General features: G+C 69.4%; 20 protein-coding genes and 1 tRNA gene. 5 read left to right on the top strand and 16 right to left on the bottom strand.

Annotation, left to right across the window (positions count from 1 at the left end):
* Window positions 1-29 precede the first annotated feature (29 nt).
* The 3 genes from C8D87_RS24160 to C8D87_RS46125 all read right to left on the bottom strand — a co-directional run bounded on the left by C8D87_RS24160 (window position 30) and on the right by C8D87_RS46125 (window position 3164).
* On the bottom strand, window positions 30-1889 hold the full coding sequence (locus C8D87_RS24160) for a hypothetical protein (protein ID WP_112228474.1): 1860 nt from the start codon (window positions 1887-1889) through the stop codon (window positions 30-32).
* Window positions 1890-1956: 67 nt separating this feature from the next.
* Window positions 1957-2937, bottom strand: a complete 981-nt coding sequence (locus C8D87_RS24155; protein ID WP_112228473.1) for a fatty acid desaturase family protein — start codon at window positions 2935-2937, stop codon at window positions 1957-1959.
* A 59-nt stretch (window positions 2938-2996) separates the two neighbouring features.
* Window positions 2997-3164, bottom strand: coding sequence for a hypothetical protein (locus C8D87_RS46125; protein ID WP_170166565.1), 168 nt, complete (start codon window positions 3162-3164; stop codon window positions 2997-2999).
* 179 nt (window positions 3165-3343) lie between these two features.
* On the opposite strand from C8D87_RS46125, the gene C8D87_RS24150 reads away from it, so the two are divergent.
* From C8D87_RS24150 to C8D87_RS24140, 3 genes are all read left to right on the top strand, one after another.
* A complete protein-coding gene (locus tag C8D87_RS24150) occupies window positions 3344-6775 on the top strand; it encodes a S8 family peptidase (RefSeq protein WP_146771852.1) in 3432 nt (1143 codons plus the stop codon).
* Window positions 6776-6913: 138 nt separating this feature from the next.
* On the top strand, window positions 6914-10090 hold the full coding sequence (locus tag C8D87_RS24145; RefSeq protein ID WP_146771851.1) for a S8 family serine peptidase: 3177 nt from the start codon (window positions 6914-6916) through the stop codon (window positions 10088-10090).
* A gap of 87 nt (window positions 10091-10177) precedes the next feature.
* Window positions 10178-10849: a GntR family transcriptional regulator gene (locus tag C8D87_RS24140; RefSeq protein ID WP_112228470.1), complete on the top strand. Its 672-nt coding sequence runs from the start codon at window positions 10178-10180 to the stop codon at window positions 10847-10849.
* Window positions 10850-10857: 8 nt separating this feature from the next.
* Here the strand turns inward: C8D87_RS24140 and C8D87_RS24135 are convergent, their stop codons facing one another.
* The 13 genes from C8D87_RS24135 to C8D87_RS24075 all read right to left on the bottom strand — a co-directional run bounded on the left by C8D87_RS24135 (window position 10858) and on the right by C8D87_RS24075 (window position 20638).
* On the bottom strand, window positions 10858-11592 hold the full coding sequence (locus C8D87_RS24135; RefSeq protein ID WP_112228469.1) for an SDR family NAD(P)-dependent oxidoreductase: 735 nt from the start codon (window positions 11590-11592) through the stop codon (window positions 10858-10860).
* A gap of 19 nt (window positions 11593-11611) precedes the next feature.
* Complete coding sequence (locus C8D87_RS24130; RefSeq protein WP_112228468.1) at window positions 11612-12718, bottom strand: alanine racemase; 1107 nt, start codon at window positions 12716-12718, stop codon at window positions 11612-11614.
* Entirely contained in the window at window positions 12715-13212 is a 498-nt protein-coding gene (locus tag C8D87_RS24125; protein ID WP_233442259.1) for a RidA family protein, read from the bottom strand. The genes C8D87_RS24130 and C8D87_RS24125 overlap by 4 nt, the downstream gene beginning before the upstream one ends.
* Window positions 13209-13976, bottom strand: coding sequence for an amino acid ABC transporter ATP-binding protein (locus tag C8D87_RS24120; RefSeq protein WP_112228467.1), 768 nt, complete (start codon window positions 13974-13976; stop codon window positions 13209-13211). The genes C8D87_RS24125 and C8D87_RS24120 overlap by 4 nt, the downstream gene beginning before the upstream one ends.
* Window positions 13973-14896, bottom strand: a complete 924-nt coding sequence (locus C8D87_RS24115) for an amino acid ABC transporter permease (protein ID WP_112228466.1) — start codon at window positions 14894-14896, stop codon at window positions 13973-13975. Before C8D87_RS24115 ends, C8D87_RS24120 begins: the two co-directional genes overlap by 4 nt.
* Window positions 14896-15825, bottom strand: a complete 930-nt coding sequence (locus tag C8D87_RS24110; RefSeq protein ID WP_112228465.1) for an ABC transporter substrate-binding protein — start codon at window positions 15823-15825, stop codon at window positions 14896-14898. Before C8D87_RS24110 ends, C8D87_RS24115 begins: the two co-directional genes overlap by 1 nt.
* A 56-nt stretch (window positions 15826-15881) precedes the next feature.
* On the bottom strand, window positions 15882-17156 hold the full coding sequence (locus C8D87_RS24105) for an NAD(P)/FAD-dependent oxidoreductase (RefSeq protein WP_112228464.1): 1275 nt from the start codon (window positions 17154-17156) through the stop codon (window positions 15882-15884).
* Window positions 17157-17193: 37 nt separating this feature from the next.
* Window positions 17194-17874: a haloacid dehalogenase type II gene (locus C8D87_RS24100; protein ID WP_109642170.1), complete on the bottom strand. Its 681-nt coding sequence runs from the start codon at window positions 17872-17874 to the stop codon at window positions 17194-17196.
* Between the two features lie 134 nt (window positions 17875-18008).
* Window positions 18009-18182, bottom strand: coding sequence for a hypothetical protein (locus C8D87_RS46120; protein ID WP_170166564.1), 174 nt, complete (start codon window positions 18180-18182; stop codon window positions 18009-18011).
* A gap of 101 nt (window positions 18183-18283) precedes the next feature.
* Window positions 18284-18357 (bottom strand) — tRNA-Lys (locus C8D87_RS24090).
* Between the two features lie 68 nt (window positions 18358-18425).
* Window positions 18426-19037 carry a lysoplasmalogenase gene (locus C8D87_RS24085; protein ID WP_112228462.1) on the bottom strand — a complete coding sequence of 204 codons (612 nt, stop codon included), beginning with the start codon at window positions 19035-19037 and terminating at the stop codon, window positions 18426-18428.
* A gap of 193 nt (window positions 19038-19230) precedes the next feature.
* Complete coding sequence (locus C8D87_RS24080; RefSeq protein WP_146771850.1) at window positions 19231-20064, bottom strand: hypothetical protein; 834 nt, start codon at window positions 20062-20064, stop codon at window positions 19231-19233.
* 43 nt (window positions 20065-20107) lie between these two features.
* On the bottom strand, window positions 20108-20638 hold the full coding sequence (locus tag C8D87_RS24075) for a SigE family RNA polymerase sigma factor (protein ID WP_267899883.1): 531 nt from the start codon (window positions 20636-20638) through the stop codon (window positions 20108-20110).
* Between the two features lie 97 nt (window positions 20639-20735).
* Here C8D87_RS24075 and C8D87_RS24070 point away from each other — a divergent pair, with 97 nt between their 5' ends.
* Both C8D87_RS24070 and C8D87_RS24065 read left to right on the top strand, forming a co-directional pair.
* Entirely contained in the window at window positions 20736-23924 is a 3189-nt protein-coding gene (locus tag C8D87_RS24070) for a S8 family serine peptidase (protein WP_112228460.1), read from the top strand.
* 63 nt (window positions 23925-23987) lie between these two features.
* Window positions 23988-24551 carry a dihydrofolate reductase family protein gene (locus tag C8D87_RS24065; protein WP_112228459.1) on the top strand — a complete coding sequence of 188 codons (564 nt, stop codon included), beginning with the start codon at window positions 23988-23990 and terminating at the stop codon, window positions 24549-24551.
* Window positions 24552-24561 lie beyond the last annotated feature (10 nt).

Raw genomic sequence — 24561 nt, 5'->3', positions numbered from 1 at the left:
TCAGATGGGTTCTGGCGGGAATCGGACCGTCAGTTGGCGCCTCTGGTGTACGCCCACGCGGTGCGGTTGACGGTGTCCTCGATCCCGGTGAAACCCTCGCCGGGGTTGAGCACGTCCTCGGTGAAGTCGACGTCGATGTCGTCAGCCGTGCCGCCGATGCCGTCCGGCCCGACCCCGAACATCCCCTTCGGGTTGCCGCCCTGGTCCATGATGCTGTCGAGCGCGTTGAACTGGTCCTGGTGCCAGCTGCCCGACATGTGCCCCGCCTCGTGGGCGGTGATGTTGCCGATCGCCCTGCCGATGAACGCCGTGCGGTTGCTGGCCGGGGTGATGTAGGTGTTCAGCGAGGTGCGTGACTGGCCGGCGGGTGAGCTGAGCACGTCCAGCAGCACCAGCGAGGTCTCCTCCTTGCCGAAGTTGCCCGCGTCGATCGACTGCGCGATGCCGACGGTGGGGATGCCGGACTCGGCGATCGAGCCACCGATGACCACCCTGCTGACGTTCGGCCGGCCCCACGGATCGGCGTGGTCGCGGCTGTTGAGGATCCGCACGGCGAACCGCCTGTTGGTGCCCTTGTGGGCCAGGTCGTGCTCGATGTTCTCGCGCACGGACGCGATCACGGAGTCGATCACCGCGTTCTCGTCGGCTTCGGTGAGTCCCCAGCCGGGCAGGAACTTCCTGAGCGGCGAGAGATCCCGGTTGCCGCCAGGCTCGGCCCCGTAGATGCGGGTGTTGACGCGCGCGCCGTCGAAGTCGAGGAAGATCGTCAGCACCTCGGGCCGCGGGTTGAGCTCCGAACCGGGGCGGTAGGCCTCGACCGTGACGTCGTAGCGGCCCTCGCCGTGCTCGACGCCGACGGTGTAGCGGCCGTCCCTCGGCGCCACGAAGTCGGCGACGGCGTTGCCGCCGGCGGGCATCGGCGAGTTGTCGGAGTACAGGAAGCTGAAGTCCTGCGACGAACCGAAGACCTCGCGGCCTGCCGGGTCGTGGATCACGACCCTGGTCGCCCTGCCCGCCGCCGACGCGCCGAGCACGTCGCCGGCCTTCAGGTCGACGGAGAAGTGGTCCCTGTCCACCTGACCGTCTCCGGTCGCGATGGTGAGGTCGTACGGGCCCTCGGTGGTGACCCTCTTGCCGGTGCCGGGCTTCATCGGGTCGGTCGGGAGTGAACCGGGCCCGGCCGCGGCGACCATGACGTGGACGTCTGTTCCCGGCGCCACGAAGACCTGCAGCCTGCTGTCGGTGGTGCCCGCGAGGTTGTCGTGCTGCAGGAGCAGCTGGCCGTCCGCGCTGTAGGCGGCGAGGAACGTGTCCAGGTCACCGGTCGGCGTGTGCGTCTCGACTGTCGCGACCAGTCCGGTCGCGCCGCCGGTCAGCCGGTAGAAGTCGTGGTCACCGGTGCCGTCACCGCCGCTGCCGTGCGGCCCGTCACCGATCGTCCCGCTGGTGTGCAGAGCCCGTCCGCGCGCGGGTACGCCGGTGTTGCTGCCGAGCGGGATCGCGTCGTTGGTCTCGGCGAACGGCGGCACCGCGGGCACCGTCGGGTCGGCCGCGAGGTCACCGGTCAGCGCGAGCTTCGGGTTCTTGCCCCTGCCGGTGCCGAACCCAGCTACGTGCTCGGCCTTCGCGGGCGTGTCGTTGGTGCCCTGCGCGGTCTCCCTCTCGTGGTACGCGAGCGGCTGGCCGGCGCTCCGCACGGTCGCGCGCGCCTGCTTGCGGGCTTCCCGGTTGCGGTGCACGGCGGCCCAGTCGACCTGGGCCTCGGCCGGCAGGAACGCGAGCATCGGGTCGGGCTGGCTCAGCCGCGGCGTCTCGGCGGCGGACTGGCCCGCCGCGACGATCGACAACGCCACACCTGCGGCGAGGACGCCGAGGAGTTGTTTGCGCATATGAAGTTCCCCCAGTTCGGTCTGCACCGAGGAAACCAGCGCCGCACGCCGGGGACGAGCTGTTTGGTCAGGCTTTGTCCGGTTTCGGACATTTCATCTCGTGCAGGTGTTGCAGCACGTACCCGTACGAACGGAACAGCCCGCACTGCGCGTAGGAAATCCCGCGCTGCCGGCAGAACTCGCTCACGATCAGCTGCGCGTGCTTCAGGTGCGGCCGCGGCATGCTCGGGAACAGGTGGTGCTCGATCTGGTAGTTCAGCCCGCCGAGCAGGAAGTCGGTGAACCAGCCGCCGCGGATGTTGCGCGACGTCAGCACCTGCTTGCGCAGGAAGTCGAGCGTGTGCCCGGCCGACAGCACCGGCATGCCCTTGTGGTTGGGGGCGAAGGAGCAGCCCATGTAGAAGCCCCACAATCCCTGGTGCACCACCACGAACGCGATCGCGTACACGGGGGAGAGCACCCAGAACACGACGGCCAGGTACACGACGACGTGCGCGATCATCAGGGGACGTTCGCGTCCCGAATGCCTGATCGAGTGCAGGTGCAGCGCAAAGCCTTCGAGCAGCAGCAACGGGAAGAACAACACCGCCTGGTGCGAGGCGATCCACCGCAGAGGCCCGCGCTTGGACGCTGCCTGCCGTTGCGTGAACGCCAGCACCGAGATGTCGACGTCCGGGTCCTCGTCCTCGTGGTTCGGGTTGGCGTGGTGGCGGTTGTGCTTGGCGACCCACCAGTCGTAGCTGACCCCGGTAAGTCCACTGTGGACGTACCCGGCGATCTCGTTCCACCTCCTGGAGGTGAAGATCTGCTTGTGCCCCGCGTCGTGCCCGATGAACGCCATCTGCGTCGTCATGACCGCCAGCACGGCCGCCACCGCCAGTTGCCACCACGAGTCACCCAGCAGCGCGAACGCCACCCAGGCCCCCGCGTAGACCGCCAGGTTCGCGGTGATCCTGGCGTAGTAATAGCCGCGACGCCGAGCCAGCAGGCCCGCCTGCTTGATCTCGGTGGACAACTGGGCGAAGTCGCTCGCCTGCCGGAGTGCCATTTGCGCAGTATGCCCCGTCGTGGCGACAGGGCTGTGCACGCCCGATGAAGCGAGCGTGGCTACCAGGACACGAGGCAGAACGGGTGCCCGGCGGGGTTCGCGCAGACGTGGAACCGCTCGCCACCGCCTGCGCGCGCCCAGGTCGTCGACGGCACGTCGAGGTGCAGATGCGCCGACTCCTGCGGCCACGCCGGCGGCTGCCAGCTGCTGACCCGCGCGAACGCCACGCCGGGGCGGCCCGGGGGCGTCGTGTCAGCGTCCGATCATGCGCCGGATCCTGGCACCGCATGCGGACAGCCACCGTCCTGGTTCTGTTAACGCTTGATCAAATGCAACCCGCAGGCGCGCGTTCGGGGTTTCGAGGAAGTGAGCGGCTGACGCCGTCTCATTCAATCTGGGAGGACACGTGCGCACAGCACGCTGTTTGACGGTCGCCGTGCTCGCCGCCGGGCTGCTCAGCCCCGCCGCGATCGCACAGGCCGAACCGGGATCCGCCGGAACCGGGGCAGGACCGACCAAGGTCATCACGCTGATCAGCGGTGACGAGGTCGTGGTGAACGAGAAGGGCGAACTGGTCCGGGTCGAGGGCCGGCCGGGGATGTCGTTCGCCCAGTACGTCCAGAACGGTCACCAGTACGTGGTGCCGGCTGACGCTGTCGGTGCGGTGGGGCAGGATCGCATCGACAAGCGGTTCTTCGACATCACCGCGTTGCACTCGTACGGGTACACCGACGACAAGATCGACCGCATCCCGCTGCTGAACAACGGTTTCCGCGCGGTGGGCGTCGTGCAGAAGAAGGACGCAGCCCAGCAGTGGGCCCAGCGCCGTGCGAGTGCACGCAGCGCTGGGAAGCTGTGGCTCGACGGCAAGGCGCGCGTATCGCTGGACCAGAGCGTTCCGATGGTGGGCGCGCCCTCGGCGTGGGAGGCGGGGTTCGACGGCTCCGGCGTCACGGTCGCGGTGCTCGACACCGGCTACGACCAGCAGCACCCCGAGCTCAAGGACGCGGTGGCGGTCGCGAAGGACTTCTCGGGCCAGGGCATCCAGGACAACGTCGGCCACGGCACGCACGTCGCGTCCACGATCGCCGGGCGCGGTGAGAAGTACCGAGGCGTCGCCAAGGGCGCGAAGCTCGCGGTCGGCCGCGTGTGCGAGATCGACGGTTGCACCGAGAGCGCGATCATCGCGGGCATGGAGTGGGCCACGCGGGAGGTCGGCGCCAAGGTGGTCAACGTGAGCCTCGGCGGCCTGGAGAGCGACGGCACGGACCCGTTGTCGCTCAAGGTCAACCAGCTCACCGCCGAGACGGGCGCGCTGTTCGTGATCGCGGCGGGCAACTACGGCGGCTGGCAGAAGGTCAGCACGCCTGCCGCGGCCGACGCCGCGCTGGCGGTGGCGAACCTGACGAAGCACGGCGAGGTCCACGAGTCCTCGTCGCGCGGCCCGCGCGTCCGCGACCTGGCGATGAAGCCGGACATCGCGGCGCCGGGCGAGGAGATCGCGGCGGCACGAGCCGCCGGCACGCTCGCGGACACCGCCGTCGACGACCTGCACGCGCGGCTGTCCGGCACCTCGATGGCGACGCCGCACGTGGCGGGTGCCGCCGCGATCCTGCTGCAGCGCAACCCGTCCATCACCGCGGCGGACCTGAAGGCGCGGCTGATGGCGACGGTGAAGCCGTTCACGTTCGCGTACTCGCCCGACGACGGTGGCACGGGTCTGCTGAACGTCGGCCGCGCGGTGACCCAGCAGGTGCGGGCGGACGCGGGCAGCCTGTCGTTCGGGCTGGTGAACTGGCCGCACACCGGGCCGATCACGAAGACGGTCACCTACCACAACGACAGCGACCAGCCTGTTTCCCTTGCGCTGCAACATGATCTGGGTGCTCGCTTCACCGTGGCGCCATCGGTCGTCGTGCCGGCACACGGGTCGGCACCGGTCGAGGTCGTGCTGGATCCCGGCAAGGGTCTCGGCGCGTTCTCCGGACGCCTGCGGGCGAGTGCCGCCGGTGTCGAGCTGACCACGTCGGTCGGCGGCGCCGTCGAGCCGGAGCGCCACGAGCTGTCGTTGCGGGTCACCGGGCGTGACGGCCAGCCGGTCGGCAACGGCTGGGTGGTGCTGATCGACCTCGCCACGAAGGACTCGTCGGTGCTGGAGCTCGGTCAGGACGGCTCGGTGGCCACGCGGCTGCCGGTCGGGGACTACGCCGTGCTGGCGCGGTTCGCGGAGGGCACGCAGAGCCGCACGTGGTACGCGCCGAAGTCGGTGACCGACGTGGCGGGCAAGGTGTCGACGAAGTCGGACGTCGCGGTGCACCTGGACCTGAGCCGGGCCAAGCCGATCGCGTTCGACCTCGACGACAAGCGCGTCACTCCGCTCTACCGGCAGACCACCATGAAGGTGCCGGTGAACCCCGCCTTCCGCGACTCCATCTGGTCCAGGATCGACGGACGGGTGCCGGTCTACGGCCTGTCGTTCGGAGAGCCGCTGCCGGAGCTCGCCTACGACACGGTGCTCGTCGCCGCCCAGCCGCAGATCGAGGTCGTCGGAGGGTTCCCGGTGAACTACTTCGACGACAGCCCGCACCTGCCGCAGGGCGACCACACGTACGACGTCGTGGAACGCGACAGCGGTGACGTGCGCGGCAAGATGGTGGTGGTGCGTTCCGCCGACGAGCAGGCGTTCACCGTCGCCCGGCAGCTGAAGGAGGCCGGCGCGGCCGCGGTGCTGTGGGCGGCTCCGGCGCCGATGGCGTGGTGGGATCCCACCGCGCTCCCGGTGATCATGCTGGCCGAGCATTTCGCGCCCCAGACGCCCGCGAGGCTGACGCTTCGCGCGCAGACGACGTCACCGGTGTCGTACACCGTGCACCAGGGCGAGAAGGGCGCGGTACCGGCCGGGAAGACCTACCCGGTAAAGCGTTCCGCACTCGCCGAGGTGAAGTCGCGCTACCACACCTCCGGCGCGGACAACGCGGTCACCACGCGGAACTACCCGGTCGTCGACGGCTTGGTGAACCCCGAGCTCTATGCAGAGGAACCACTCGGCGCACCCGCCACCCGCGTCGAGCACTTCTCGCCGGGCAGCTGGTACAACGAGGGCGCCGTCGGCCGTTTCAGCGGCGCGGACGTCGACCCGCTGACGCACTCGTGGGCGAACCTGCGTGTGGAGAAGTTCGAGCCGGGCCGCCGGTACGAGCGCTCGATCCTGCGCGGAGTCGCCGCGCCGAGGCTCGGCAAGGCGGACGCGCCGTGGCCGAACGGAGGCGGCGTCTCCCGGCAGTACCCGTTCGTCGAGGCGCACGTCTCGCCGTTCGGCACTGCCACGGCGGTGGAGGGCAGGGTGCGCAACAGCAGCCTCTCCATGGAGCTCAAGCGCGACGGCGTCTCGCTCGGCACGGACTTCCTCTACAACAGCAGGTTCTACGCACCCCAGAGGGACGGCCGCTTCACGTTGGACCTGCACGCGACCCGCAACTTCGTCGATCTGTCGACCGACGTGCGCACGACGTGGGAGTTCGCGTCACCGGCAGACGGCAAGCTGCCGCTGCTCGAGATCGGCTACGCGCTGCCGCTCGACCGGCGCAACAGCTGGAAGGCGGGCCTGCCGATGCCGGCGAAGTTCACCGCGGCACGGCAGGCGGGTGCGGGCAAGGCCGTGGTGCGTGAGCTGCGCGCCCACGCCTCGTTCGACGACGGCACCACCTGGGTGCCCGTCACCGGTCTCGTCCCCGCTGGCGGGAAGGCGGGCGGGTTCGTGTCGTTGCGCGTGGCCGCTCGTGACAGCGAGGGCAACACCGTTGACCAGACGGTTCTTCGCGCGTATCGCCTGAAGTAGTGCGATGTGGCCGGATCGGTGGGGCAACGCTTCATTCGGGCAGATGCCCTGAAATGAGGCAACGACGCAACTCTCTGCGGTATTCCTGTCACGGAGGGCGACATCGCCTTCTCTGACGCCGAACAAGGGGAGTTCGCGTTGAAGAAATCCATTCTCGCCGCCGGGCTCGCGGCCGCCGTGGGTGTCACCACGGCGGCCGTGCCCCCGGCCATGGGGGAGACCAGCGCATCGCAGCGAGTCGACGCGGGTGGTCTGACGACAACGGTCACGCTGATCACGGGTGACCTCGTGCACGTGGCCAACGGAGAGGTGCGCACCCGCGCCGCGAGTGGTCGTGAGAACGTCCGCTTCCACCACTACACCGACGAGCGGGGCGACCTCCACGTCGTCCCGGACGACGTGCGGCCGCAGATCTCGGCGGGCACGCTCGACCGGCGGCTGTTCGACGTCTCGCTGCTCGCGCGCTCCGGCTACGACGACGCGAACCGCGACACGATCCCGCTGATCGTCCAGGGCGGCGCCGACCTGCGCTCGGCCGGCGCGAGATCGTTGCCCAGCGTGAACGCCCACGCCGTCACCGCCGACAAGAAGGGCGGTTTCTGGTCGGCGGCGCGGACGACCGGCGCGGCCAAGGTGTGGCTCGACGGCAAGATCACCGCCACGCTTGACCGCAGCGCCGCGCAGATCGGCGCACCGCAGGCCTGGCAGCAGGGCTTCACCGGTTCCCGCGTCACGGTCGCCGTGCTCGACACCGGCATCGACACCACGCACCCCGACCTGCAGGGCGCCGTGGTGGAGGAGAAGAACTTCACCCCGGCCGCCACCACCGACGACAAGTTCGGCCACGGCACCCACGTCGCCTCGACGATCACCGGTGACGGCAAGTACAAGGGGATCGCACCGGACGCCAAGCTCGTCAACGGCAAAGTGCTCGACGACAGCGGCAGCGGCACCGAGTCCGGCGTCATCGAGGGCATGGAATGGGCAGCGGCCAAGGCCGAGGTCGTCAACATGAGCCTGGGTACCAACAGCCCCAGCGACGGCACCGATCTCGTGTCGCAGGCCGTCAACCGGCTCACCGCGGAGCACGGTGCGTTGTTCGTGGTCTCGGCGGGCAACTCCGGCCGCCCGGTCGCCTCACCCGCGGCCGCCGACGCCGCGCTGACCGTCGGCGCGGTCGAGCGCGACGACAGGCTGGCGGGTTTCTCCAGCCGTGGCCCGCGCATCGGTGACGGCGCCATCAAACCGGACATCACCGCTCCCGGCGTGGACATCGTCGCGGCGAAGGCCAAGCACGGTGTCATCGGAACTCCGGTCGGCGAAGGCCACGTCGCCCTGTCCGGCACGTCGATGGCGGCACCGCACGTCGCGGGCGCCGCGGCGATCCTCGCGGCGAAGAACCCCGCGTGGTCTCCGCTGGAGATCAAGACCACGCTGATGAACAGCGCCAAGCCCCACGCCGACTCCGGTGTCTTCGACCAGGGCGCCGGACGCGTCGACGTGGCCCGCGCGGTCATTTCGAGCCCGGTCGCCACGCCGGCCAGCGTCAGCTTCGGCACGGCGCGCTGGCCGCACGACGACGACCAGCCGATCACCAAGAAGATCACCTATCGCAACACCGGCAGCGAACCGCTCACGCTCGACCTGAGCATCGCCGAGCAGAAACCCCCGGCGACCGGCATGTTCAGCGTGTCCCCTGCGAAGCTGACCGTCCCGGCGGGCGGCACCGCGGAGGCCACGGTCACCGCCGACACCCGCGTGGCCGGTCCGGACGGCTTCTACGGCGCCGCGGTCGTCGCCTCCAACGGCGCCCGCGTGCCGATCGGCGTGCACAAGGAGCCGGAGAGCTACGACGTCACGTTCAACTACGTCGGCCACGACGGCAAGCCGGGCAACGCGTTGCGTTACCTGCTGATCGGCGCCGGCGCCAGCACGGTCCTCGAGGGTGCGGCACCGACCGGCACGGCGAAGCTCCGGTTGCCCAAGGGCAAGTACTTCATGAGCACCTACTTCGAGACGACCAGGACGGATCCGGGCACGCGCGGCAAGCTCACCGTGGTGTACGAACCGTCCATTGAGGTCACCGGTGAGAAGACCGTCACCTTCGACGCCCGTAATGCGGCCCAGCCGTCGATCACCGTCGACCGCGAGGAGGCCTCACAGGCCAGCGGGTCGTTGTCCGTGCGGATGAGCACCCCGGAGTTCGGGTTCGGCGGTGGCTGGGGCATGCGTGACTGGACGGGTTTCCACGTCCACCCGTCCGCGACGTCGGCCTCGGGCTTCGAGTGGTCCGCGAGCAGTGTGTTCGCCAAGAAGAACGCCGAGGGCGGCTTCTACGGCAGCCCGTACCAGTTCCACTCGCAGACCGCGGGCAAGGAGCGGATGCCCGCCGCGATCAGGCACAGCGATCGCGAACGGGACATGGCCAGGGTCGACGCCACGATGAAGGCACGCATCCCCGGCTCGACGGGTGGCCGCAACAACGGCGTCCAGGGCCCGCTGCCGTTCAGGCTGACCGAGTTCTACACGCCGGGAGTGGCGTGGAGCCGGTGGCTGATCGAGGTGACCGACCCGAACTCGCAGCCGACCTTCGTCGACGACGCCACCCCGAGGACGTTCCGGCGCGGTGCAAGGAGCACCGAGCAGTGGAACACCGCCGTGTTCGGCCCGGCTTTCCCCGCGCTCCCGAGCGAGATGGCCGGGTCGTGGGGCTCGCGCCTGGGCGACCAGCTGTACCTGAACGCGCAGCTGTTCGCGGACGGCACCGGCGAGCACTCGACGTTCGACTTCGGCAGCAGCAGCGGCACCACCAGGCTGACCGCGAACGGCAAGGTCGTCGCCGAGTCCACGACGCCGGGCCAGCTGTACACCCCGGTACCCGCGGCGAAGACGACCTACCAGCTGCACACCGAGGGCAACCGGGCGCCGCTGTCGTCGAAGGTGACGGCGGACTGGACGTTCACGTCCGAGACCGTCCCGGGCGACCGGTCGAAGGAGCTGCCGCTGCTCGCGGTGCGGTTCGCGCCGAGGCTCGACGACCACAACCAGGCACGGGCGGGCAGCGTGCTCACGATCCCGGTGACCGTGCAGCGCAACGGCGCCGGGGCCGTCACCGACGTCCGCACGCCGGAGGTCCAGGTCTCCTTCGACGAGGGCAAGACCTGGCAGCGGACGCTCGTGTTCAAGGCGGGGAACAAGTGGCTGCTCGCGCTGCCGCACCCGAAGAACGCGAAGTCGGTGTCGTTCAAGGCGAAGGCCGGTGACGCGCACGGGACCGTCGACCAGACGATCCTCCAGGCGTACACGCTGAAGTGACGCCAGGTGGGGAGGGACCGGTCCTCCGGTCTCTCCCCACTCCTCTCCCGGTATATAGTCGACAAACGACCGAGGGAGGCGGCGGGGATGGACCGCAAGTTCAAGTGGCTCGAAGACCGGACGACGACGCCCGACGGCGTCTACCGGGTGTTGCGTGCCGCCATTCTCGACGGAACCGTGCCTCCTGGCGGGCAGCTGCGTGAGGCGCACATCGCCGCGGATCTCGGGATCAGCCGGTCCCCGCTGCGTGAAGCGCTCACGAAGCTGGAGGAGGAGGGGCTCATCGTGAAGATCCCCTACCGCGGTGCGTTCGTCGCCGAGGTGAGCGCCCAGGACGTCGCCGAGATCGACTCGATCCGCCTGCTCGTCGAGCCGTACGCCGCCGAGCTCGCGTTCGAGGCGCTGCGCGGTTCCGAGCGGTCGAGGTTGCTCCAGACCACCGAGGATCTCCGCGCGGCCCTGGAGAAGAACGACATTCCTGCCAGCGTCGACGCGCACCTCGGCTTCCACCGGCTCTTCTACGACCTCTCGGGGAACGGCGCTCTGCGGAACCTCTGGCACGGCTGGGAGACCAAGCTGCGTCTCTACCTCAGCGTCGATCACCAGACCTACAGCGACCCGCGCGATCTGGCCGTCGAACACGAGCGGCTGGCCGCCGTCGCGCTGGAGGGCTCCATCGACGAGTTCCGCGAGGAGCTGGCCGCCCACTTCCAGACGGGGCTCAGCGGCAAGGCGGAGGTTCATCCCCGGCAGGCGTGAGGCCATGCTCAGAACGCGGTGTACCCGCCGTCGACCGGCAGGACCGCCCCGGTGACGTACGACGACTCCGCAGACGCGAGGAAGAGGACCGCGTCGGCGACCTCCTGCGGGGTGGCGAGGCGCTGGAGCGGGATCTGTGACTCGCGTTCGCGGCGGTGGGCCTCGGGATCGGCACTGCGCTGGAACGACGCCTCGATGATCGGCGTGACGGTCAGGCCGGGTGCGACGACGTTGACGCGGATGTTGCGCGAGGCCCATTCGATCGCCGCACCCTTGGCGAGCATGATGAGGCCGCCTTTGGCCGCGGAGTACAGGACCTCCCCCGCCTTGCCGACCATGCCGAGCCGTGAGCTGACGCAGACGAACGCGCCTCCCGCGGCGGGCATCAGCGGCGCGAAGTGCTTCATCACCAGGAACGCGCTGAGCAGGTTGCTCTCGAGCACGTTCCTCGCGTCCTCATAGGACATCTCGGTGAGCGGACTGCTCGCCTGCAGACCGTGGTTGAGTACGACGACGTCCACGGTGCCGAACGACTCGGCGGCCCGGCGAGCCAGTGCTTCGACGAACGCCTCGTCGTTGAGGTTGCCCGGGACGTACAGGTCGTCCGGCTGAGCGCTGCCGAGCCGCTCCCTGCGGCCGGTGAGGAGCAGTCGTGCGCCCTCACGGCGGAAGTGGGAGCACACCGCCTCGCCGATGCCGCTGCCGGCGCCGGTCACCAGGGCCGTGACGTTGTCGAGTCTCATGTCGGGCAACTCCTGTAGGTCAGCTGAGGAAGCCGCGAGCGTCGACCGGCCACCGCTCCAGCGACGTGCCGGTGCTGTCGGTGACGATCAGCTCCTCGAAGTTGAGGATGACCGGGCAGACGTGGTTCGGCACCACGGGGAGCACGGCGCCGATGGTGGGCCGGGACTCGCCGCCGGGCAGCGCGAGGAATCCGTGGTACTCGTTGAGCTTGGCGAGCACGGCCTTCGTGCCGGCGACACCGCCGTAGCCGCGTTCCGGACTGCCCTCCCGGCTGAGGGCTTTGGTGCCGGTGTCGACGATGACCTGGTCAGGAAACCAGTCGCTGACCACGGTGGCGGCGACGAACAGCGCGACCTGGTCGTCCGTGCAGGCGCCGAGCCGGGTGTTGTTGAGGTCGCAGAAGACGTACTCGCCGGGACGGATCTCGGTGATCACGCTGCTGGTGGTGAACTCGACCGTTGGTGTGGAGCCGGCGCTGACCACCTGCGCGGTGATCCCGGCGGCGGCGAGGCAGCGCACCGCGGTGACGAGAGCGGCATCCTGGTCCCGCGCGGCGCGCACGCGAGCGTCCGGACCTGAGCTGCCGTGACCCGGATACGTGAAGACACCCACCGGCACCAGGCCGCGTCTGCGGGCGGCCAGTGCGAGGTCGCCCGCGAACTCGGGCGGCGCCCCGGAACGCCGGGCACCGCAGTCCACCTCGATCACGACCTCCAGGCGGTCCGGTTCACCTTCCATGGCGTCGGCGAGTGCCTCGATCGCCGCCACGTTGTCGACGCCGACCCGCAGCCGGGCGGACTCCGCGAGCCGGCGGATCCGCGCGCCCTTCGTTCCCGACGGCCAGACCGGATAGGCCAGGAAGATGTCTTCGAAGCCCGCCGCGGCGAAGACCTCGGCCTCACCGACGTTGCCCGCGGTGATCCCGGCCGCGCCCGCCGCGACCTGGCGCCGGCCGATCTCCACGCACTTGTGCGTCTTGACGTGGGGCCTGACGCCGAGACCGCGCTGATCGGCGAAGTCCTGCATGCGCTCGATGTTGTTCTGCATGACGTCGGCCAGCACGATGGGCGCGGGGGTGTCGATCCGCTCGCTCAGCGCGTCGAGTGCTCGCTGGAGCCGGTTCACGGTGTTTCCTCGTGCTGAACCGCGGTGCAGATCATCTGGATCTCGACGGGACTGTTGCGCGGCAGCCCGGCGACACCGATCGCGGTGCGTGCGTGCCGTCCGTTCTCGCCCAGTACCTCGACGAGGAGCTCACTGGCCGCGTCGGCGACTCGCGACTGCTCACCCAGGTCCGGCGTGCTGGCCACGAACACCAGCATCTGCACGATCCGCACCCGGTCCAGATCTCCCACCGCGTCCGCGGCGATCGCGAGCGCGTTGAGCGCGGTCTGGCGGGCGAGTTCTCGCGCCGTCGGCACGTCGACGTCCCTGCCGACGACGCCCTGGCCCATCAGCTCGCCGTCGCGGTACGGCAGCTGGCCCGAGATGTGGATGGCGGAGTCCACCGCCCGGTGGTTCACGAAGTACGGGCTCGCGCCGAAGCCGAGGGCAGGAAGCTCCAGGCCGAGCGCCTCGAGCCGATCAGAAGCCCGCGCGGTCGCATTGATCGTCGTCACAGCACCCTTTCCAGGAACTCCTGGGTCCGCTTCTCCTTCGGGTTGGCGAGCACTTCCCGTGCGTCGCCGCGTTCGACCGCGATGCCGTCGTCCATGAAGAGCACTTCGTCGGCGACGTCGCGGGCGAAGCCCATCTCGTGGGTGACCAGCAGCATGGTCATGCCGTTGTGGGCCAGGTCGCGCATCACACCAAGCACTTCGCCGACGAGTTCGGGGTCGAGTGCGCTGGTGGGTTCGTCGAACAGCATGATGCTGGGGTCCATGGCGAGGGCGCGGGCGATGGCGACGCGTTGCTGCTGGCCGCCGGAGAGTTGGGCGGGGTACTTGTGGCCGCAGCCGCTGAGGCCGACCTGGGCCAGCAGTTCCTGGGCCCGTTCCCTGGCGGTCCTGCGGTCGGTCTTCTTGACCAGCACGGGCCCGGACATGACGTTGCTTTCCGCGGTCATGTTGGGGAACAGGTTGAACTGCTGGAAGACCATGCCGATGCGGGCACGCTGCTCAGTCAGCCTTTGCGGGCGTACGGCGTGGTAGGCGTTGTCCTTCTCGACGTAGCCGAAGTCCTCGCCGTTGACCCGCAGCACGCCGCGGTCGACGGTTTCGAGGCCGTTGACGCAGCGGAGCAGTGTCGACTTGCCGGATCCGCTGGGCCCGATGATGCAGGAGATCTCCCCGGCGGACACCGTCAGGTCGATCTCGCGCAGCACCTGGTGGCTGCCGAAGCTCTTGCAGAGCTTGCGGGCGACGATCGTTCCGTCGGCTTTCACAGCAACGACTCCTTCGTCGCGGTGGCGACCGCGGCCTGCCTGCGGGTGGAGCGGGAGAAGCGGCGCTCGATCATGGACTGCGGCACGCTGAGCGCGAGGGTCATGATCAGGTACCAGAGACTGGCGACGATCAGCAGCGGAATGGTCTGGTAGGTGCGGGCGTAGATGGACTGCGCGCTGTTGAGCAGTTCGGCCACGCCGAGGACGCTGACCAGCGAGGTGCCCTTGAGCATGCCGATCACCTGGTTGCCGGTGGCGGGGATGATCGCGGGCATGGTCTGCGGGATGATCACGTGGCGGAGCCTGGTGAAACCGCTCATTCCCAGCGAGTCCGCGGCCTCGTACTGGCCCCGGCTCACCGACGCGAAGCCGCCGCGGATGATCTCCGCCATGTAGGCGGCCTCGTTCAGCGTCAGGCCCACGATGGCCGCGGTCAGCGGGGTCATCAGCGCGTTGACGTCCACCGGGGTGGAGATGTCGGTGAACGGGATGCCGAGGGAGACGTTCGGGTACAGCGCGGCGATGTTGAACCAGAAGATCAGCTGCACCAGCACCGGTGTGCCGCGGAAGAACGTGATGTACAGCCCGGCCAGACCGGAGATCGGGGGCTGGTGCGACATCCGCATGATCGCGAGCAGCAACCCGAGCAGCGTGCCCAGGCCCATGCTGACCACCGTCAGGACCAGCGTGAGGAGCAGACCGTCCAGAATGGACCGAGTGGTGAAGTAGCTGAACACCACCGGCCACTGGTAGTTCTCGTTGGTCACCGTCGTGTAGACCAGGCCGGCGACGACCGCGATCGCGGCCGCCCAGCAGAGGTAGTCGTGCGGACGCTTCGGCGTGATCCGCTTCTTGTGCTCTGGCAGCAGTCCCGGCAACGGCCGGCTCCCGGTCGGAGAAGTGGTCGTGGTCGTCGACATCACTGCCCCAGCGGAACGGCCATCGCCGCGGTCTCGATGCCGAGGCCCTGGAAGCCCCAGCGATCAAGGGCTTCGACGTACTTGGGACTGTCGATGATGGCCTGCACGGCCGCCTGGATGGCCGGGGTCAGCGCGGAACCCTTGGGCAGTGCGACGTTCACCTTCGCGGAGACCACCCGCTCCGGCAGGACCTCCAGCACGTTCGGCTGCCGCTTGGCCGCCCACGACAGCGAGGTGAAGTCGTACATCACCGCGTCGAGGCGCTTGGAGGCGAGCTGGGTCAGCGAGTCGTTGACGCTCGGCAGGGTCACTCCGGTGATGGCCTGCTTGCCCTGGCTCGTGCAGTCCTTCTCGCTCAGCTGTGGCAGCCACTTGATTTCCGCCGTGGTACCGGACTGCACGCCGACGCGGCGCCCGCACAGGTCGTGGACGGTCAGCTTCTGCGGGTTCCCGCGAGGTACGACGACCCCGGTGCCGTTCTGGAAGTAGTTGATCATGTCGAGCACCTTCAGCCGCTCCGCGGTGGCGCCCATGGTGGTCGCGGTGAAGTCGAACCGCCCGCCCTGCAGACCGGGGATGATGGTGTCGAACTTGACGTTGTCGATCTGCAGCTTCACCCCGAGCTTGGCCGCGATCAGCCGCGCCATGTCCGGGTTGAATCCGATCGGGGTCTTGTTGTCCGTCGCCATGAACGTGGTGGGCGGACTCGACAGGTCCATCGCCACCGAGATCGTGCCCTTGGCCTTCACGGCTTCCGGCAGCAGCTTCACCACCGCCGGGTCCGGCTGCACGCCCACCGAGATGTCGTCGGTGTGCTCGACCTGGTCGGAGCCGGCGGGCTGGGTTGCTTCGACCGACCCGCACGCGACGAGTGCGAAGGCCAGGGATGTCGCGATGATCGTGGCACGCAAGGGTGTTGAGGCTCGCATGGTGGCCGTCCTTCATCAACTGGGAAGGTGCGCAGGTTTGAGGCGTGGCGGAACGCCTACTTCACGAGATCCTTGAACTTGTAGAAGGCACCCGCGAAAGGCAGGAACCAGGGCGGGCCGAAGTGGCCGGGGATCCGGTTGAACTTCAAGTCACGCCACGGGTTCGCGGTCACGGTGCCGTTCAGGTACTCGGCCATCTGCTTGCCCATGTGCGTGGCCATCTGGACACCGTGGCCGGAGTAGCCGAGCGAGTAGAACAGTCCGTCGCGCTCGCCGGCGTGGACCATGCGGTCCATGCTCATGTCGACCAGTCCGCCCCAGCAGTAGTCCACCCGCGCGTTCGCGAGCTGTGGGAAGAACTCGGTCATCCCCCGCTGCAGGATGCGCCCGCACTTCTCGTCCGACTGCGGGTTCGACATGGTGAACCGGGCGCGACCACCGAACAGCAGCCGGTGGTCCGGCGTGATCCTGAAGTAGTTCAACAGGTTCTTGGAAGTCGACGCCATCCGCCGGGTCGGCAGCAGCTCGTCGCAGGCGTCCTCGCCCAGCGGCTCGGTCACGATGATGAAGCTGCCGACGGGCGCGATCCTGACCTGCTGCCAGCGGAACGGCCGCCCGGTGTAGCCGCTGGTGGCGACGAGGACCTGGTCGGCACGGACGGTGCCCCGCGCGGTGACCAGCTCGTGCTTCGTGCCGCCCAGCCCGCGGAACTGCTCGACCGGCGCCTTCTCGTGGATCGTGGCGCCCGCCCGCACGGCCGCCTCGGCGAGTCCCTTGGTGAACTTGCCGACGTGCAGCCCCGCACTCCGGGCGTCGACCATCGCACCGTGGAACTTGTCGGAGCCGATCTCCGCGCGGAGTTCGTTCCTGCCCACCAGGCGGTGCTCGAAACCAAGCCCGGACAGCATCTCGGCGGTCTTGCGCATGCCGTCGAGGTGAGCGGGCCTCGACGCGAGGTTCAGCTTGCCGGTGCGGGCGAAGTCGCAGTCGATGCCCTCGTCGCTGATGACCTTCTCCACGGTGTCGACCGCGTTGTGGTAGGCCAGGAGGTACGCCTTCGCGATGTCCAGCCCGTAGCGGCTGACCGCGTCGCGGAAGCCGATCGACAGACCGGTCGTGGCCATCCCGCCGTTGCGGCCCGACGCACCCCAGCCCACCGTCTCCTTCTCGAAGACGTGCACGTTGGCGCCCTTGCGGGCCAGGTGCAGTGCCGCTGACAGGCCGGTGAGGCCGGCTCCCACGATCGCGACGTCGACGTGGCCGCCGATGTCGGTGCGCGACCGGTCAGGGCCCTGCGGAGCGGTGTCCAGCCAGTACGGGGTGAACTTCATCGCTGTCCTCCTGCCGTTGCGATCGGTCGTCCGCGCCTCAAGGCCGCGGCAGACCGAAGAGGACGGGGAGGTCGGCGATGTCGGTGATCCGCTTGCAGCCGAGCCACGGGTGGTCCGGCTCGAAGCCGCGGTCCATGTACACCTTGTTCTCGAAGCCCATGACGGTCGCGGAGCGGAGGTCGTACTTCGGGCTCGCTGAGACCCACACGATCTCGTCGGGCGTCGCGCCGAGCTTGTCCAGCGTGTACTGGAACGCGTGCAGCCGCGGCTTGTAGGCGCGCATCTGCTCGGCGGTGATGACGACCTCGAACGGAGCCTGGAGGTTCTCCACGAGGCTCGGTGCGTGGGCGTCGTCGGTGTTCGTCACGATGACCAGCGGGTACTCCTCGGCCAGGCGCCGCAGTGCCTCGGTGACACCGGGGTAGGGGCCGAACGTGGGGATCTGCTCGTACACCGCCTCACCGTCACCGGCGCGGTACTCCAGGCCGAAGTGACGCATGGTGCGCTCCAGCGAGTTGGCGACGATCTGGTGGAACGGCTTCCAGTCGCCCAGGGTCTCGTCGTACCGGAACTCGTTGCCCGTCCGCAGGAACTCGTCCGCGAGCTCGGCGGGGAGCCGGTCGCCCAGGACCTGACGGATCACGTCGTTGATGCGGAAGCGGATCAGCGTCCCGTTCATGTCGAACGTGACGAACTTCGGCTTGCTCGCGAACTCCACGGTGTCCTCCAGTGCTGGTGCTGGCGTGTCGGTTGTCGATTGTCGACCATCTGTCTGTGAGAGTCAACGCTCTCCCTTGTCCATCGAGGTCCGCCGGGTGCTCGACGCCCGTCTGAACCGCGTTGACCGCGAGGTCAGCCCGGTTCCGCGGTGGCCAGCTCGGGCACCTGGAAGTCGAGGACGAAGCGGCTGGGGGAGCCGTCCGCGGCGCGGCCGAGCCACACGAGGGACGCGCCGTCGGACCTGTGGATCCAGCTGGAGATCGGGCCCGAACTCGCAGAGGCCGTCCGCTTGCTCGGCGACCTCACCGCCCAGGCTTGCCGGGTGTTGACGTCGTCCTCGGGATGACGGGAAGCGGCGGAAATGCGAAAAAGCAGGCAGAGACGAATCTCTACCTGCTTTTCCGGAGTACGCCGCCAGGGACTCGAACCCCGGACCCGCTGATTAAGAGTCAGCTGCTCTAACCAACTGAGCTAGCGGCGCTTGTTTGTGTGCCGGAGCCTTGCTCTTTCCGACACCAAGAACGTTAGCACAGGGCATCCAACGGGTTTTCAGGCGGGGTCGCCCTCCTGCTCGAACCCGGTGTGGATCAGCCACTGCGCGGCCGCGTAGGTGGGCATCACACCGGCCGAGGCGACCCGCGCCGCCCGTCCATCGAGGACGAACCGGCTCGCCCCGAGCAGCGCGTCCGACACCGCGAACAGTGCCGCACCACCGAAAACTCGTCGCGCACCACGCCCGCGGACCGTCGACGCGGCGGCGACCATCGTTCCGAGCGTCAGTGCGTACAGGCCGACCGGTCGCCCCATCGGCCCGGCCGCGCGGGCGAACACCGCGGCCCCGGCAGCCGAGGCCGCGACGATCGGCAGGACCGCCCCGCGTGAGCCGGGCTGTGATCGGCGGGCCAGCGCGGCCGTGTAGCCGACGTGGGCCACGAGGAAGCTGAACAGTCCGGTTCGGAACGCCCGGTCGGAGTCGCCGAGCAGTGCCACGTCGCCGGCCCAGGATCCGGCCAGGCCCACCGTCATGCCAGGGTCGCGTGGCGGGCTGGTCAGCGCGAGGGCGGGCATCAGCGCGGTTTTCGTGACCTTGCGCACGCTTCCGGTGCCGCGCAAGGCCGCCATGACCGAGTCGACGACGGCGGCGACTGCGTAGAGCTTCATGAGCACTCCTCGGTTTCGAGGGCTCAGCCTAGACAAGCGGTCCTCCTCCGCTCCCGCGCACTCACGACACCAGCAGCCGGGCGCCGTGGTGTCGGCGAGCCACAGCGATGGTCTGTCCGAAGTGGAGGGTGCTACCGCTCCGAACGCGTCGTCATGCGGGAGGGCCGCAGATCGGCGGTGCCGGTGGCCTTCCTCACCGGGGACTGAGGCGCGGATCGACGGCCAGGGCGGCCAGCTGCTGATCGGTCATCGGCATCACGGCCAGGGCGGGGCGGCCCGATCGGGCCATTCCGGTGGACTGCATGACGAACACCACGGTGCCGTCGGCGTGGCGATAGCCGGCCCACTGAGAGGGCGGCAGGCCGTCCACGGCCGGGTAGGTGACGGACGCGACGGCGACCGTCTTGCCGCTGACGTTCACCTCGGTGCAGTGAGCGAGGGAGGAGTCCCACGCCGTCGGCTTCAGCCCGCAGCCTTCCCCGGTCGTCGCCGACCCCGGCGAGTGAACCGTGGCGACCAGCTCTCCGACAGCCGCGCCCTTGGTCAGCGGGGTGCCCGCGGCGTACTGCCACAGCTCGGTGCCGTTCACCGTGCCGGCCGACATGGCCTTGTGGCTCTTCAACGGCCGGTTGGCGAAGTCGCCGGTTCCCTTGAGGTCGTCCGGTGTCCCGAACCCGTCCGGTGCCAGGTCGCTCAGCGCGGCCGCCAGTGCCGCGGCGCGGTCGTGGTGCGGGCCGGAGGTCGCCGTCGCGTCGGGACGTGCGGTCGGTGACGACGCAACGGTGTCCGGCACTGCCGACGGCTTCGCGCCGACCGGAGCGAAACCGTTGTGGCCCTGGCCTGAAGCGAGCACGGCCACCCCGACCGCCGTGATCGCGACCACCGCCGCGCTCGCGGTGCTCGCCCGCAGCGCACGACGTCGTTTGAGGGCTTGCCGACCGGCCATCAGCACGGGCCCTTCCGTCATCGGCGGCGGCGCCACCGCCACGGCGTCGTCCATCGCTGTCCGCAGTTCACGCTCATCCATCTCTTGGGCTCCTTGTTCCGCACTACCCAGCTGTTTCACGAGGTCACGCACTGCTGACCGGCACGAGGGAGCGCATCGTCGCGAGGCCGCGGGCCAGCTGGCTCTTGACCGTCCCCGTGCTGCAGCCCATCGCCTTCGCGGTGTCCTCGACGGACAGGTCCTCCCAGATCCGCAGCACCAGAGCGGCCCTCTGCCGCGGCGCGACCGCGGCGAGCGCCTCGACCAGCACAACGCGGTTCTCGACGTGGTCGTCCGGTTCGGACAGCGGGCGGTCCCCGATCTCGGAGGTCGGCCGCTCGCGCCGGAAGAACCCGCGTCTCTTCTCGTCCAGGAAGGTCCGCACCAGAACCTGGCGCGTGTAGCAGTCCAGCTTTTCCTCGTGGCCGACCCGGTGCCACACCAGGTACAGCTTCACGAACGCGGTCTGGACGAGGTCCTCCGCGCGGTGCCAGTCGCCGCACAGCAGGTACGCGGTCGCGCGCATCGCGCCCGATTTGGCGGCGAAGTACGCCGCGAACCGGTCCTCGCGTTCGTTCTTTGTCCGTTCCCCACCGGCATTCACGCGGTTAGTCACGCCATGTCCTCACCGGGAGGTTGCAACCCGGTCAGGAGGACATGGCGTGTCTTGGTCCGCGAGTCGAACCACGACAACAACTTTGTGGAGATGTTTGATGCGAAGCAGACGAGCCTTGCCGGGGCTGCTGGCACTCGTGCTGGCGGGGACGGTGGTGTCGGCGGCACCGAGCGCGGCCGCCGATCCGGTCGTGATCACGCCGGTCGGTGCCAACGGTGCGACCGTGACACTGCTGACCGGGGACAAGATCACCGTCAGCGACAAGCGGGTGGTGAACGTCCGGCCCGCTCCTGGCCGTGAGCGCTTCCTGTTCGAGTCCTACACCGACGAGCACGGCGACCTCAACGTCGTCCCGGAGGACGCGCAGGCACTGTTGCAGAAGGGGGTTCTCGACCCGCGGCTGTTCAACGTCACCGACCTGATCGCCGCCGGGTTCGACGACGCCTCTGCCGACCGCCTGCCGCTGATCGTCGACCACGCCGGACCGGCGCCGAGCACTGCCGCCGCCCAGGTCACGCGCGAACTGCCCGCCATGGGGGCGACGGCCGTCTCCGTGGCTCGTTCGGCGGCGTTCTGGCCGGTGGCCCAGAAGGCGGACCGCGTGTGGCTCGACGGACGGGTCCGGGTGGCTCTGGAGCACTCGGTGCCGCAGATCGGCGCCCCGGCCGCGTGGCAGGCAGGCCACACCGGTGCGGGTACCAAGGTCGCGGTGCTGGACACCGGGATCGACGCCACGCCCCCCGACCTCGCCGGCGCGGTGGTGGACGCCCGCGACTTCACCGGCGGTGACAACCCGGACGACCGGCACGGGCACGGCACGCACGTCGCGTCGATCATCACCAGCGAGCACACCCGGTACCGGGGAGTCGCGCCGGACACCAGGCTCCTCAACGGGAAGGTGCTCGGCGACGACGGTGTCGGCCACGTGTCGACGATCATCGAAGGCATGCAGTGGGCGGCGGCCCAGGGTGCCGACGTGGTCAACATGAGCCTGAGCGGCGAACCGAGCGACGGCACGGATCCGTTGTCGCAGGCGGTGAACCGGCTCACCGCCGAAACCGGGACGCTGTTCGTCATCGCCGCGGGCAACCAGGGCTTCGTCGGACTGCCGGGCACCGCGGACGCGGCGCTGACCGTCGGAGCGGTCGACCGCTCGGACAACCTGGCCGAGTTCTCCGGCCGGGGTCCCCGGTTCGGCGACGGTGCGGTCAAACCGGACATCACCGCGCCCGGCGTCGACATCACCGCGGCCCGCGCCGCGCACAGCGTGAACGGGCAGCCCGGCCAGAGCCACCTGCCGCTGACGGGCACGTCGATGGCGGCACCGCACGTCGCGGGCGCGGCGGCGATCCTCGCCGGGCAGCACCCGGGCTGGACCGCGGAGCAGCTGAAGTCCACGCTGATGGGCAGCGCCACCGCGAAGGCCGGACTGACGGTCCACCAGCAGGGCGCGGGCCGGGTCGACGTCGGCAAAGCGGTCGGCGCGACCACGTCCGCCGCACCCGCGAGCCTGAACTTCGGCGAGGTGCGCTGGCCCTACCAGGACACGGCCGCGATCAAGAAGACCCTCACCTACACCAACCACGGCACCGCACCGGCCACCTTCAGCCTCTCGGCCGACGTCAAGCACCAGGACGGTTCTCCCGCACCGCAGGGCATGTTCACGATCACCCCGGCGACGGTGACCGTGCCGGCAGGTGGTCAGGCCACCGTCACCGTCACCGCCGACGTCGCGGTGAACGGGCCTTCCGGTGATGTCTCGGGCGTCATCACCGCGACGGCCGGCACCACCGCGGTGCGCACGCCGATCGCGGTGCATCGCGAGGTCGAGAGCTACGACGTCGACCTCACCGCCATCGCTCACGACGGCTCGCCCAGCACCGACTACCGCTACCGGTTCGTCCCGATCGGCCGGGTGGACGTCTACAAGGCCTTCGCCACCGGGCCCACCACGGTCCGGCTGCCCGCGGGCGAGTACACCTACACCGGCTTCGTCCGGGACGCCGCCACCGGGCGCAAGGCGTACATGGCCGAACCGACGTTCACGGTGGGCAAGAAGACTTCGCTGGTCTTCGACGCCCGCGAGGCGATGCCCGTCGGGATCACGGTGGACGAGCCGTCCTCCCGGGACGTCCGCACCCAGCTCGACTTCCATCGCACGACCAACACCGAGTACGGGTTCACCGGGGAGTCGGTGCTGGCGTTCGGAGAGGAGCTCCAGCGGCTGACAGTGCGACCGTCGTCCACCCGGCACGACGCGTTCACCTTCACCACGCAGACCACGAAGGCGAAGTGGAACGGACGGTCGTTCGACGGCAGCCCGTACCTGTACCACCTGAAGCACACCGACCACGCCGTCCCGAGGACACCGAGGTGGCACGATCGGACGGGCGACCTCGCGAAGGTCCGGTCCGAGCACGCGAGCACGACACCGGGCTCGACCGGTGTCCGCGACCTGGTGGCCATCCCGTTGCCCGGCACCCTGACCGAGTACTACACACCGGACGTGCCGTGGGCCTTCCGCACCTTCACCGAGGTGGTCGGCGACCAGTGGCTCGGCGAGCACGTGCAGGTCAAGCCGGTGGTTTACCCCCGCGGGAAGACCACGACCGTCCGCTGGAACCGCGGCGTGTTCGGGCCGTCCCTGTTCGACGGCGAGGTCGGGTCCACGGCGTTCCGGGGACTGGACCGGCTGCACTTCCAGATCTCACCGCTGGCCGACCAGGACCCCGGCCGCAACAGCTCGCAGGCGATGCGCGGTCGCACGGAGCTGCTGCGCGACGGCAAGGTCATCGGCGAAAACGACCAGGCGGTCTACGGCGTGTTCGACGTAGGTCCGGAACGGGCCGCGTACACCGCCCGCACCACCGCGGACCGCTCCACCTACGCGGGTCTGACCACCCGGTACGAGGCGGAGTGGACGTTCACCTCGCAGCGCGGTGAGCGGCCCCTCGAAGCAACCCTCCTGCCGCTGCTCGGGGTGCGGTACGCACCGGACCTCGACGACCGCAACGCCGCACCCGCCGGCAGGTTCTTCCGGATCCCGATGTCGGTGCAGCGCAACGGAAGCGCCACCCCCGGCCAGATCTCCAAGCCGACGGTCGACGTCTCCTGCGACGACGGCAAGACCTGGGCTCCGGCGCTGGTCCAGCGTGACCGTACACAGTGGACGGTCACGGTCCGCCACCCGGCCGGCGCGAAGTTCGTCTCGCTGCGCTCGTCCGTCCACGACGCCGAGGGGAACAAGCAGAGCCAGACCATCATCCGCGCCTACGCCCTGAAGTAACCGAGCAGGGGAACGGCGGGCGTCCACCGATGAGTTTCCGGACGCTCGCCGGTCTGCCTGTGCATGGGAAACGTCATCGTGCACAAGAGCATCTCTCTCGACGGCTACGTCACCGGACCGAACGTCTCGATGGAGAACCCGATGGGGGAGGGCGGCGAGGCGCTGCACTCCTGGATGTTCGGCGCGCCCGCACCGATCGACCAGGAGGTCGCCGCCTGGATGACGGCGTCGGCGGGTGCGGTCGTCTGCGGCCGCCACACGTTCGAGCTGGGCCTGCCGCACTGGGAGGACACGCCCTACCCAGTACCGACGTTCGTGCTCACCCGCACCGGACGACCTCCGTTGCCCGCCCGCTCGGCCTCCTTCACGTTCGTCACCGACGTGGCCGCCGCCGTGCGGCAGGCCGTGGAGGTTGCCGGCGGCAGGGACGTGATCGTGATGGGAGCCGAGACCAGCAGGGCGGTCCTGCGGGCAGGGCTGCTCGACCACGTGCAGCTCAACCTGGTGCCGCTGCTGCTCGGCGCCGGCGCGCGGCTGTTCGACGGCGTGTCCGTGGCGCTGGAGCAGGAGTTCTCGGTGTCCTCACCGGCGGTCACGCACGTGCGGTATCGCGTGGTGCCGAGCTGACGAAGGCCGT

The organism is Lentzea atacamensis (genome assembly GCF_003269295.1).
GTDB lineage: Bacteria > Actinomycetota > Actinomycetes > Mycobacteriales > Pseudonocardiaceae > Lentzea > Lentzea atacamensis.
This window is presented reverse-complemented; position numbering and strand designations above follow the sequence as displayed.

Coding starts and splice junctions, on each gene's coding strand:
- C8D87_RS24160 (WP_112228474.1), bottom strand. CDS start 1,889: ATGCGCAAACAACTCCTCGGCGTCCTCGCCGCAGGTGTGGCGTTGTCG.
- C8D87_RS24155 (WP_112228473.1), bottom strand. CDS start 2,937: ATGGCACTCCGGCAGGCGAGCGACTTCGCCCAGTTGTCCACCGAGATC.
- C8D87_RS24140 (WP_112228470.1), top strand. CDS start 10,178: ATGGACCGCAAGTTCAAGTGGCTCGAAGACCGGACGACGACGCCCGAC.
- C8D87_RS24135 (WP_112228469.1), bottom strand. CDS start 11,592: ATGAGACTCGACAACGTCACGGCCCTGGTGACCGGCGCCGGCAGCGGC.
- C8D87_RS24115 (WP_112228466.1), bottom strand. CDS start 14,896: ATGTCGACGACCACGACCACTTCTCCGACCGGGAGCCGGCCGTTGCCG.
- C8D87_RS24110 (WP_112228465.1), bottom strand. CDS start 15,825: ATGCGAGCCTCAACACCCTTGCGTGCCACGATCATCGCGACATCCCTG.
- C8D87_RS24105 (WP_112228464.1), bottom strand. CDS start 17,156: ATGAAGTTCACCCCGTACTGGCTGGACACCGCTCCGCAGGGCCCTGAC.
- C8D87_RS24085 (WP_112228462.1), bottom strand. CDS start 19,037: ATGAAGCTCTACGCAGTCGCCGCCGTCGTCGACTCGGTCATGGCGGCC.
- C8D87_RS24080 (WP_146771850.1), bottom strand. CDS start 20,064: ATGGATGAGCGTGAACTGCGGACAGCGATGGACGACGCCGTGGCGGTG.
- C8D87_RS24070 (WP_112228460.1), top strand. CDS start 20,736: ATGCGAAGCAGACGAGCCTTGCCGGGGCTGCTGGCACTCGTGCTGGCG.
- C8D87_RS24065 (WP_112228459.1), top strand. CDS start 23,988: ATGGGAAACGTCATCGTGCACAAGAGCATCTCTCTCGACGGCTACGTC.